The sequence below is a fragment of the Spiroplasma mirum ATCC 29335 genome, assembly GCF_000565195.1.
Taxonomy (GTDB): Bacteria; Bacillota_I; Bacilli_A; order Mycoplasmatales; family Mycoplasmataceae; genus Spiroplasma; species Spiroplasma mirum.
On sequence record NZ_CP006720.1, the window covers coordinates 100,048 to 112,130 of the forward strand.

Genomic DNA, 12,083 nt, shown 5'->3' on the forward strand with positions numbered 1-12,083 from the left:
AAAAATAACATTTTTTATTTAGCCTATATTTTTCAAGTCTTTTTAGGGCCATAAAAAGTTGTTTTTTATTTTAATTGAGTTATAATTAATAAATTAAACTATAAAAAAACAATAAAAGGATAGAGAAAAAGTAGTGATTATTAATTAAGGAGGTCATCTTATTATGAAAAAACTTTTATCAATTTTAGGAGCAGTAGGATTAACAGTATCAGGAACATCAAGTGTGATTGCTTGTAATGCGCATAAAAGTGATACGCCTAATCCCGAACCTTCAAAAGACAAACGTATTATTACAAAACTAAGTTCATGAACAAATTTAAGACCATTATTATTTGATTCAAAAGATTATAAAAGCTTAACCGCTGATAATTTAGTGAACACCATTGCTAACCAATTACCATTAGATAAAACTAACAAAGTAGTTGTGAAAGATGGTACTTTTACAAATATTAACATTACCGATGGAAAAGTAACGAATGGTACTGTAACGGTGTCAGTTTTACGAAATGATAAACCAATTGTGGATACTACTTCAGGGAAAACTGAATTTAAAGTTTATTTCCAAACTAACCAAGTTAAGAATGCTAGAGAGTTAGCAACTGAAATTAACCAAAAAGCACCTAACTCATTGACAAAATTATCCGAAGTTAAAATTAATTTTAACGGAACCCAATTACCACTAGGAATGATTCTTAACTTAATCCCTACTTTTGTTAAGTTATCGGATTTACCAACTAAAATTCCAGCCTCGTTTGATGCTAATAGTGATCCTGACCAAAAGAAATGAAATGATTTTGTTAATAAAATCAAAATATTAGCTGGAGAAATTTGAGAAAAACCTTTTAATACAAGTGTTAAATTAACAGATTGAATTAACCTTACGGTTACTGGCAAACTTGGTGAAATTGTAAATGCCATTGCTCCTGACTTAATTCATTTCCACAACTTTTTAGTTGAGCAAAAGGCAAAAAATCATGATAATTTAGCATTATTATTAGTTCAATATTTATTTGAAGCACCACGAGACATTAATGGAGATGGCTTCTTAAAAATTAATAAAGATAAAAAAGATATTAAATCTAATTTAGATAATTTACTATGTAATCTTTTACAACCTTGACAAAATGCTAATAATGAAAAATACAGTGTTGCAAATCCTTTACAATTAAAAATCTTAGTTTTCCTAAGTGTTAAGTGGGACACGGGAACAGTTAAATTAAAAGATTTAAATGTTGATGATGTTTTAAAAACATTAATTACTGATTTAATGAATCATGACGTCGCCCAGCCAATTAAAGTCACTATCCATAATGTTCCAATCAAAGGAGATATTACTTTTGATTTAAACCTTAATAGTATAATTGGTGATAGTATTATGCCTACAATGTTAAAAAATAGTGGTTATGGTAGTACAATAGTTGATAGTAATAATTTGCAAATGTTAGCGGGGAACCTTATTTTTGAAATTCAAAAAGATGGTAGTGACACATGAACAGCATCAACATCAATTAATGACATTTTAATTAGTGATGTTAAAAATATTAGAATGAAAGTGACGGGAATGCAATTTAAAGTAATTGCCAAAGATGACGTCAATGCTAATTTTACTACCGATTATAACTTAAATACCGAATTTGATATTGACCTGTCAACAACAAACTTGTTATAAAACCATAAAATTCTTAATTTACCATTAAGAATTTTTTATATTTATTAAATTTAAGATATAATAAGGAAGTAAGACTTAGAAAAAATATGGAATTAATTTTAAACAACATAGTAAACCTATTATTTTCTGTTAGCAACTATAATTATTAAAACTACAAAGATGAAAAAAACATAAAAGAAAGAAGGCCATGTGCATGAAAAAACTTTTATCAATTTTAGGAGCTCTTGGTTTAACAACAACTGGAGTTTCATCAGTTGTGGGTTGTCATCTTCACAAGGTTGCACCCCAACCAAATCCTGCTCCATCAACAAAAGATGACAAAATTATTAATAAAGTAGAATCTTGGTCACAAGCTGCACCATTATTAGTAAATTCAAAAAACTTTCGTAATTTAACAGCCCATGATGTTGAAAAAACAATTAGTAATCAATTACCAATTGATCAAACTTACCAAATAAAAATTAAAGATAGTAGTTTTTATGATGTTAAAGTTGATAACAACCAATTAACAGATGGAACAATTATTATTTCAATTTTGCATAATAATAAAATTCTAGTTGATAAACAAAAACAACTATCAGAATTTAATATTAAATTTACAACCCAGGAAATTAGCTATACCGAAAAATTAGTGAATGATTTAAATCAAAAAACTTCCGGTTCGGTTGAGAATATTTCTGATTTTCAAATTAATTTTGGGGAAACAAGTTTACCATTAAAATTAATTATGAATTTATTGCCTAGTTTAGTGAAATTTAATAATTTGCCAACAAAAATTCCAACAACTTTTAATCAGAATGACCCCGTTCAAAGACAATGAACAGCATTTGTACAACAATTTGCTAATTTAGCAATGGTTGGTGATATTTTAAAAATTAATTTTAACCAAACATTTGATAGCTCAGGGGTAAAAATTAACATTAGTGGGAATGTTGGTAATATTATTAATGCAATTACTCCTGATTTAATTCATTTCCATAATTTTTTAATTAAGCAAAAAGATGATAAACATAGAAATTTATTATTGTTATTAATTCAATATTTATTTGCAACTCCCCAAGATATTAATAATGATGGCTTTACAAAAGTTGACAGTGGAACCACAAAAATTACTTCTAATCTTGATTATTTAATATGTGACTTATTACAACCATGAAAAACCGAGCAGGGAGAAAAATTTGGTGTTAATCGTCCAATTGCGATTGATATTGTTAAATATGTAACGATGCCAGTATATTGAGATAAATGAGAATTGACTGATATTGAATTAGCAAAAGTGGGGATTACCAATGTCTTTAAAAACACTTTAAACCAATTATTTAATCATGATATTAATAAAGATATCACAGTTGATTTTAGTGTTTCAGTTTTAAAAGAAGATATCCATTTGCAACTAAAACCACTAATTGAAACATCTTTACCAACATTTTTATTACAACAAGGCTATGATGAAAATGAAGTTAATAATAACATTAGTATTTTATCAGGAACCATTAAATTTGAATCATCAACAGATGGGCAAACTTGATTAGCAGCCAATAACTTGGATGATATTTTAAAAGCTAATGTTAAAGATTTTCAGGTAAAACTTGATAATTTACAATTTAAAGTTACTTCAAAAGCGGATCCTACAATTTCATTTCTTACAAATAAAGATTTAGCAATCAAAATTAATCTTGATCTTACAACAGATCCCTTATTATAAAGAAGGAATTCTTAATTTTATAAATTAAGAATTTTTCTTTCTAATTTAAGAAGTTAATAGGAGGCGTAATGACAAAATTTGATGAATTATTAAGTTCGATTAAAAAAGAATATCACAATTTTTTAAATCATCCTTTTATCATTGGCATTGTTAAGAATGAAGTTACTCGCCAAGGATTTGATTATTTTATTAATCAAAATTATTATATTTTAGTGGAAGTAATTAGGATTTGGGGGAGTTTACTAGTCAAAGCTCATAATGAAAAACAAATGGTTTTTTTAATTAGAGGGCTAAATATTATGATTAAATATATAACGCAAATTAACCAAAATTATCAATGTCAGGAATTAAAAAATATTAAACCAAGCCAAATTACAATTGATTTTATTAATTACTTGTGAGAGCTATCCTTGGAAGGAACCTACCAAGATTTAATTGTTGCCTTTAGTATTTGTAGTTTTGGTCATTATAATTTTCGACAACTAATTTTAGATACTTATCTTGATTTAAATGAACTGCACCCATATTATTGATGACTACTATTATACATTAATGATAATCAGGATTTAGAGTTGCAACAAAAATGAGTAGAATATTTAAACCAAGAATTAACAGACACCACCGCCGAAGAAATGGAAAAATTTAAAGTAATATTTTACAAGGTCCAACAATTTGAAAATAATTTTTTAAATGATTGTTTAAAATTTAATTCTTATAAATAAAGGTAAGATTTTTCTTACTTTTTCTTTATTTTTTGGATTTATTGAGAGATAATAAACATATTGAGAATAGAGTAAGGGGTATAAAATGGCAGTTAAATTGATAGTTTGTGATATTGATGGGACCTTAGTAACTGATAAAACAAAAACGATTCCTCCGGAAAATAAAACCGCCTTATTAAGAGTCCAAGACCAAGGAATTTTAGTAACAATTGCTTCGGGAAGAGTTCCAAGTGGGTTAGCGGAATTTGCCGATGAATTAGGAATCACAAAAAACTGTAAGTATGTTATTGGTAGTAATGGGGGCGCGGTGATGAATTTACAAACTGGGGAGTATGTTTATGACGAAATGGTTTCTTATGAAGATACATTATGAGCAATGGCAGTTGTTAAAGAAATGGGGAATGATTTTTATTTGGCGCCATTAAACGAAAAAATGGCATATGTTTCAAGTGAACGTGTTATTACAAAAGATATTTTTTTATTTCGCCATACTAAAAACATTCCAGTAATTTTAGATTGAAACGCGATTCCACAAATGCGTAAAGTTGTGATTTCATGTAGTGAACAAGCAGGCCAAGAATGATTACGCCGTAAGATTGCTAAAAATCATAACCTCCGTGTAGAAGTAACCGGATATGGTTATATTGAGATTATGCCCAAGAATGTCAATAAATGAAATGGGATTTTAAAACTAATTGACGCTTTAAAAGTTAATGAAGGTATTAAAATTAATAAAGATGAAATTATGTGTTTTGGCGACCAAATGAATGATTATGAAATGATTAAAAATGCTAAATATGGAATTGCATTAGCAAATGCAACAAGTGAGTTAAAAACAGTTGCGAATGATATTACGAAAAAAGATAATAACCATGCTGGGATAGCCGATTATTTATACGACCATTTATTAACTAGAAAAGAGGGTTAAAAATGTTGAAAATTAATAATGATGAAATTAAATTGATAGTTTGTGATATTGATGGAACTTTAATTACCAATAATAAAGAATTATTGCCAGAAGTTAAAGCAACATTACTTGATCTGTAAGCAGTGAGGCTATTTGTTTCAATTGTTTCAGGACGGATGCCCCTTGGTTTTATTGAATATGCAGATGATTTAAAAATTAAAGATTATGGTAATTATGTAATTGGTGACAATGGGGCTGTGGTGATGAATTTAACAACAAGAAAAAAAATGAATATTCTAACCAAATCAAAGTTCCGGTTGTGCAAAAGATTACTTCAATTTTATTAAATAATAATTGTCCTTTTGCGTTATCATATGCTCAAGATAAGGTTTTACATGTTGCTGGTAAACACTTATTAGCTGAAAAATTAACTCCTGGTGCCTTTTTGGACGGAATGGAAATGGTAGCAGAATTTGATTTTAACAATTTACAAGAAACTAATAAAATTGTGGTGAGAGCCAATAGTGTTGCGGAATTTGAAGAAGCTTACCAAGGTTTGCAAAGAATAACAGCAATTAATATTGAACGATTATCACCAACAATTTGTGATATTGTAAACGCTGATTGTAACAAGGGAACTGGAATTGCCCACTTAATTAAATTATTAAATGCTCACTATCATTTAGCAATCAAACCACAAAATGTGTTTGTTATATTTTGGTGATAATAATAATGACATTGCTGCATTAAAATATGTTAAATATGGAATTGAATGAGCCATACTCAAAGTAGTGTGTTAGCAGTTGCTTATGACACCACAATTAGTAACAACCAAGCCTGAGTTAGCTGGTATTTAAATAAGTTGAAACAACAAAATTATTAATTTATAGTATAAGATTTTAAAAAATATAGTATTATTAATATGATACAAAAGTAATAAAGGAGTCGATTTAAATGAGTGTACCTACCATGGTGCTGTTAGCCCTTGATCGCGAGACAAGTAATACAATTATATATGCCTTTGAAATAGTTGCTTTAATTTTATCAGTTATTATGATTATTATTGGCCTATTGCAAAACAAAAAATCTCAAACTGGTTTAAGTGCTTTAAATGGGGGAAACGATGAACTATTTGCCAATAGTAAAGAGCGTGGTTTGGATTGTACCTTGTCAATTGCCATGTTGAGTTTTGGGAGTGGACTTCTAATTATTACTTTAATCATTTGTTTATTAACTAATGTTTTACTATAAAAGATAGCATAATTATGGGGAGGTTTATTAATATCTCTTTTTTATTTAGAATTTGAGGAATCGTATGCAAAATAAAATCATTGAAATTTTAAGAGCAAAAAATAAGCCATTAGATACAATTGAATTAACAACTTTGTTAAAAATTGATAATCTAGAAGATAATAAACAAATGTTAAAAATATTAGTTGAGTTAGAAAATCAAAATATTATTGCCGTTAATAGTAATCATAAGTTTTACTATTTAAATCCTAAAATTTATTTGCAAGGCGTTATTAGTATTAATAAAAAAGGGTTTGGATTTGTTAAAATCAATAATAGCAAAGAAGAGTATTATGTTCACCAGAAGGATTTAAATAATGCCTTAGATGGTGACCAGGTTATTTTTGTTTTGAAAAGCAAGTCACCCAATAATGGCAAAAAAGTAGAAGCCCGAATTGTGAAAATTATTAAACGAAATTTAGAATATATTATGGGCGTTGTTAAAAAAAATAAAAACAACAAGAAATATTTAGAAGTTTTAAACAACAAACTCCAACAATATAAAGCTGAAATTTTAAATTTAAAAGCTGCGGTAGAAAACACGGTTGTTAAAGCTGCAATTATTAAAGCTAATAGTAATAGTAATACTATGCAAGTTAAAATCTTAGAAGTGATTGGTAATGTTAAGCAACCAGGGGTTGATATTTTAACAATTCTGCATGAATTTAATATTAAAGTAAAATTTGATAATGAAACTTTGCAAGAAGCTAATCAAATTGCTCCCAGCGTTTCTTTAAATGATCCACTCCTTTTTACAACGCGTAAGGATTTACGAGATGAATTATTAGTAACGATTGATGGTAATGATTCAAAAGATTTTGATGATGCCATTTGTGTTACTGAAAATCAGGATGGGACCTACCGCTTATTAGTGGCAATTGCGGATGTAGCCCACTATGTCACAGCGAACTCTTTTTTAGACAAAGAGGCTTTTGCCCGGGGGTGTTCGGTTTATTTAATTGACAGGGTAGTACCAATGCTACCAGAACGGTTAAGTAATGGGATTTGTTCATTAAATCCCCATGAAATTCGACTAGTAATGTGTTGTGAAATAATTATTGATAAAAAAGGGGAAGTTATCAGTTCAAGTATTTTTGAAGGAGTAATGGAATCGAAAGCTCGGTTAACATATGAAAATGTTAATAAGTTATTTAAAGGTGAAACAACCACAATTGTCCCCGAAATTAGTAACATGTTATATCAAGCAAGAAGATTATATAAAATTTTGTTAACCAAAAAAAACCATGATGGGGTAATTGATTTTAATTTAGATGAACCAAAATTTATTACTAATAAAGCAGGCAAAATTATTGATATTGTTAATCGTCCACGCGATGAAGCAGAGAAATTAATTGAACAATTCATGATTAGGGCCAATGAAACAGTAGCGGAAACTGTTTTCTGAATGGACTTACCTTTTATTTACCGGGTACATGATCAACCAAAAGAAAAGAAATTGCGTGAACTATACACCCAATTATCTTTAATGGGGTTAAATATTAAAGGAAAATTAGAAAACATTCATTCCAAGGATATTCAACAAGTTTTAGATAAATTACGAGATCAAGAAAATTTTAAGGTTATCTCTGCCTTATTTTTAAGAAGTATGGAAAAAGCAAAATATAGTGCAGTGAATGATGGCCACTTTGGGTTAGCCTCAAAATGTTATACCCATTTTACTTCGCCAATTCGGCGCTACCCCGATTTAATTGTGCACCGTTTATTAAAAGAATACTTAATTAATAATAAAATTAATGCAAAAGTTATTGAAAAAAATCGTGAGTTTACATTATTAGCGAGTGAGCAATCTTCTAATTGCGAAGTTAAAGCAATGGAGTGTGAACGCGAAGTTGATCAAATGAAAGAAGCTGAATATATGGAGGATAAGGTAGGAATGACTTTCCCCGGGATTATTTTGGGGATCACTGCTTTTGGTATTTTTGTCCAATTAGAAAACACCATTGAAGGTTTAGTTCATATTAGTGATTTAAGCGATGATTTTTATATTTTTGATGAAAAAACATTAACATTAATTGGTAAGCGCAAAAAACAACGTTTAACATTAGGAAAAAGAGTTAAAATTAAGGTAAAGAAAGCAAACAAACAACTACGCCAAATTGATTTTACTTTAATAAATTAAAGGAGGGGTTCGGATGAAAGTTATTAGTGTTAATAAAAAAGCCCGGTTTAATTATGAAATTTTAGATACCTATGAAGCTGGTCTTAGTTTAACAGGTAGTGAAATTAAATCAATTCGCAATAATGATGTTTCAATTAATGAGGCCTTTGTTGTCATTCGTAAAAACGAAGCTTTTGTTATTAATATGCATATTGCCAACTATAAATTTACTGCATCTTATAAACCTGATCCGGACCGCACTCGTAAATTATTACTGCATAAACGAGAAATTAAAAAAATCTTGCAACGAATTAAATTAGAAAAATTAACGGTAGTTGTCTTGCGGGTTTATTTAAAAGGAAACTATGCCAAATTAGAAATTGGGTTAGGAAAAGGGAAAAAACTTCATGATAAAAGAGAAGCGATTAAGAAAAGAGATAGTGAGCGATTAAGAAACCGTTAATTTGCAAAATTTTTAAGATATTTTTGAAAAATTATTAAAATAAACTAGCAATTTATTATTAATTTGATATATTTAAAGCATGAAAATAAATTAGCAATCTGTATAACCTGTATGTGTTAGTAATATGGTCTAACGTCTCTACAACTATCCATTGTAATTAGGTACTATAGGTTAATGTTTTTCCTTTTAAGAGCATTAACTTTTTAAATTTCACAGGTTAATGTTTTTTATTTTTATTAGAAGGAGAAACAGAAGTTAATATTTATTACACGAAAGATTAGTCATTTTTTTTAATTTGATACTTTTCAAACAACATTTCGGAAAGAAATTATCGGTGGAGTTTCAACATTTTTAGCAATGTTATATATTTTATCTGTCCAACCGCAAATGTTGTCTTCTGTCCCGGATGTTAATCATCTTAATGATGCTAGTTATAACATGTCATTTTTTTGGGTTTATTTCAATTGCAATTGCTGCATTTGTGGCAACCTTTATTATGGGATTATCAGCAAATAGACCGGTGGGGTTAGGACCCGGAATGGGGTTAAATGCTATTTTTACTTTTAATGTCGCTAAAAATGGCATTGGTTATCAAGGAGCTCTAATTGCTGTTATGATTTCTTCGCTTATTTTTTGTGTTATCTCTTCAACTAAACTACGAACTTTAATTATTGGAGCAATTCCACAATTAATTAAGTTGGCGATTGGTTCTGGAATTGGTTTTTTTATTGCTTACCTAGGTTTGTATAATATTGGTTTAGTTGGTGCTAACGCTGTCAGTAACGGTGGTGTTATTTATAATGGGGTCATTCCTGTTGTTGAATTAGGAAATCTGAAAATAAATTGACCCGTTATTTTAATGGGATTAGGTGTTTTAATTTTAATCTTTATTTTACATTTTAAAAAAATTCCGGGAGCAATTGCGATTGCCATTATTGTTGTGTTAGGCGTTTCCCTAATTGTTGGGAATGTTGTTAAATAATGATTTTATTAAAGCAAGCTTTTCGCACTGAACACGGTGAAGTTACCATGATTTTGCTGGCTTTAGTAGTAATATTAAGTCGACTTTTACTGCTTTTGGCAATAGTAAAATTTAAACTTCTCCCGTATTATATGTTTTAATTTTTGTATTTCTATTTGTTGAGTTTTTTGACTCAACCGGAACATTATATTTTGTGACAAAACAAATCTCTGATCAAAGTGGTGTGAAGTATGAATTACAACCACGCTTATTAATTGCTGATTCCGTCGGTGCTATTGTGGGGGAGGGGTCTTAGAAACTTCTCTTGTTACAACTTACGTGGAATCAACAACCGGAGTTTCTCAGGGAGCACGGAGAGGATTTTCATCATTAGTAATTGGAACATTATTTTTAATTTCAATTGTATTATTTCCAATTTTTAGGTTAATTACTCCTGCCATTGCGTGGGCAGCCACAATTTTTGTGGGGACACTAATGATTGTTCAAATTAAAGATATTGAATAATTACAACCAGAGTTAGGAATTGGGGCGTTCTTTACAATTATTATGATGATTGTAACATTCTCAATCACTAACGGAATTGCAATCGGCTTTATTAGTTATACAATTGTTGGTCTAATTAATAAAAAATACCGGGACACATTCATATTGTTACTTATATTATTGACATTCTCTTTATTGGCTATTTTGTTGATTATACATTTGTCCAATAACATCTTACAAGAAACCACTGTTATGAGGTTTCTTTTTTTTAGAAAAAAAATTTTAAAATCTTTGCTTTTATATTAAGATAATAGCAAGGATTAAAAACTAGTGGGATAAATAATTATGACCGGAAGATGTGTAAAGATTTATTGCAAAATTTTAATAGTATTTTTCATCTTATTTATATAGTAGGGCTTTAATAAATCAGTTTTATTTGTTAGATTTTCACTGAGTATTTTTTTGGAAAATTCTATTTCTCTTATATTATTTTCTGTGCGGCACTAATTTTTTATCTAACTCTATATGAATTTTTTATTCTTATTTAAAAATTTACACCGTTTTGTTAAAGCAAGTAACAAAGTAGCTCTCCATCATTTACACAAAAGAATATGCAAAATAATTGCTTTAATTATCCGAATTAAACTTATTATTTTACGTATTTTAGAAATCCTAGTTGCTCTCATTTCAAAATTTCGTCAACTAGCATTAATTTATCAAATTCGAAAAACAAAACTATTAAACCAGTTTAAAAAAGAACATTTCCCGCCCCTAGACCTTCGGAATTAGAACCTATGAAAAAACTAAATATTTCAATTAAGAAAACAATTTATAATACCCAAAATAATATTTTAATAAATAATATCTATTTTTTCCTTAATTACTTAATATCCTTAATTTATTCTTAATTAACTATGTTGTTACCGATATGATTTATCTATGATAGTATAATGAACCAATCTAAAAATTTGTTTTAAATAAACATATTTTTATTTTGTTAAATATTAAGTAATATTATTCTATTTTTTATGAAAAATTTTTATTATTTATCTGAAAATGATATATAATGAATTTGATTATTGCTATGTTTTATCTAATACTTTATAACATTAAAGGCCGCTTAATAAAATATTGTATTTTATTTTTAATTATTAAAAGTTTTGAACGTAATGATTTATTTTATTTGTAATAAATAAGAGGAAAAACAAAAATGGAATATAAAAAATTAATTTTAGTTTTAGATTTAGGAATTTCATCATGTGGTTGAGCAATTACAAATCAAACGCAAGAGGGCAAATGAATTTTAGAAGACTTTGGAGTAAGGTTATTTCAGATACCTGAAGATTCAAAAGATGGTATTACAAATGCTGAAGCAAGAAGATTGAAACGTAGTGCGAAAAGATTAATTAGACGAAGAAAAAATTCTAAAGAAGATTTAATAAAATTATTTGAACGTATTGATTTTCTTAATAAAGAAGATTTAAAAAACTATATTAATAGTCATAGTGCAACTAACTTAGTTGATGATTTTAATCGTAAGGAATTATATAATCCTTACTACTTACGATACATTGGTTTAGATAATTAACTTACAAAAGAAGAATTAGTTTGATCTTTAATTTATATTGCAAATAGAAGAGGATATAGTAATAAATTTTCTTTTGGTGATAAATTACCGAAAGGATTAGAAGAAGCAATCAAAAGTGCTACTCTTAATAAAAATTATCGTACATTATCGGAAGA

Annotated in this window: 12 protein-coding genes and 1 riboswitch; of the genes, 11 read left to right on the top strand and 1 reads right to left on the bottom strand. The window is 28.3% G+C overall.

The window, feature by feature from the left end; genetic code table 4:
- Positions 1-163 precede the first annotated feature (163 nt).
- The 10 genes from P344_RS00460 (at position 164) to P344_RS07225 (ending at position 9,857) form a co-directional block, all read left to right on the top strand.
- Complete coding sequence (locus P344_RS00460; protein ID WP_025316931.1) at positions 164-1,669, top strand: lipoprotein; 1,506 nt, start codon at positions 164-166, stop codon at positions 1,667-1,669.
- A 193-nt stretch (positions 1,670-1,862) separates the two neighbouring features.
- Positions 1,863-3,374 carry a lipoprotein gene (locus P344_RS00465; protein WP_025316932.1) on the top strand — a complete coding sequence of 504 codons (1,512 nt, stop codon included), beginning with the start codon at positions 1,863-1,865 and terminating at the stop codon, positions 3,372-3,374.
- Between the two features lie 68 nt (positions 3,375-3,442).
- Positions 3,443-4,096, top strand: coding sequence for a TenA family protein (locus P344_RS00470; RefSeq protein ID WP_025316933.1), 654 nt, complete (start codon positions 3,443-3,445; stop codon positions 4,094-4,096).
- Positions 4,097-4,181: 85 nt separating this feature from the next.
- Positions 4,182-5,024 carry a Cof-type HAD-IIB family hydrolase gene (locus P344_RS00475; RefSeq protein ID WP_025316934.1) on the top strand — a complete coding sequence of 281 codons (843 nt, stop codon included), beginning with the start codon at positions 4,182-4,184 and terminating at the stop codon, positions 5,022-5,024.
- A 122-nt stretch (positions 5,025-5,146) separates the two neighbouring features.
- A complete protein-coding gene (locus P344_RS07220; RefSeq protein ID WP_148552266.1) occupies positions 5,147-5,350 on the top strand; it encodes an HAD hydrolase family protein in 204 nt (67 codons plus the stop codon).
- Positions 5,323-5,730 carry an HAD hydrolase family protein gene (locus P344_RS05860; protein WP_025316935.1) on the top strand — a complete coding sequence of 136 codons (408 nt, stop codon included), beginning with the start codon at positions 5,323-5,325 and terminating at the stop codon, positions 5,728-5,730. The genes P344_RS07220 and P344_RS05860 overlap by 28 nt, the downstream gene beginning before the upstream one ends.
- A 227-nt stretch (positions 5,731-5,957) precedes the next feature.
- Positions 5,958-6,254 (top strand): preprotein translocase subunit SecG, encoded by a 297-nt coding sequence (gene secG, locus P344_RS00485; RefSeq protein ID WP_038677534.1) that lies wholly within the window; start codon positions 5,958-5,960, stop codon positions 6,252-6,254.
- A 64-nt stretch (positions 6,255-6,318) separates the two neighbouring features.
- A complete protein-coding gene (gene rnr, locus P344_RS00490; RefSeq protein WP_025316937.1) occupies positions 6,319-8,433 on the top strand; it encodes a ribonuclease R in 2,115 nt (704 codons plus the stop codon).
- Between the two features lie 13 nt (positions 8,434-8,446).
- Positions 8,447-8,875 carry an SsrA-binding protein SmpB gene (smpB, locus tag P344_RS00495; RefSeq protein WP_025316938.1) on the top strand — a complete coding sequence of 143 codons (429 nt, stop codon included), beginning with the start codon at positions 8,447-8,449 and terminating at the stop codon, positions 8,873-8,875.
- A gap of 87 nt (positions 8,876-8,962) precedes the next feature.
- A riboswitch (purine riboswitch) is annotated at positions 8,963-9,062 on the top strand.
- Positions 9,063-9,296: 234 nt separating this feature from the next.
- A complete protein-coding gene (locus P344_RS07225; protein WP_236681396.1) occupies positions 9,297-9,857 on the top strand; it encodes a solute carrier family 23 protein in 561 nt (186 codons plus the stop codon).
- 314 nt (positions 9,858-10,171) lie between these two features.
- On the opposite strand, the gene P344_RS07230 is transcribed toward P344_RS07225, so the two are convergent.
- Positions 10,172-10,429 carry a hypothetical protein gene (locus P344_RS07230; protein ID WP_236681397.1) on the bottom strand — a complete coding sequence of 86 codons (258 nt, stop codon included), beginning with the start codon at positions 10,427-10,429 and terminating at the stop codon, positions 10,172-10,174.
- Between the two features lie 1,121 nt (positions 10,430-11,550).
- Between P344_RS07230 and P344_RS00510 the strand changes: the two genes are divergently transcribed.
- Positions 11,551-11,928 carry a hypothetical protein gene (locus tag P344_RS00510; protein ID WP_025316940.1) on the top strand — a complete coding sequence of 126 codons (378 nt, stop codon included), beginning with the start codon at positions 11,551-11,553 and terminating at the stop codon, positions 11,926-11,928.
- Positions 11,929-12,083 lie beyond the last annotated feature (155 nt).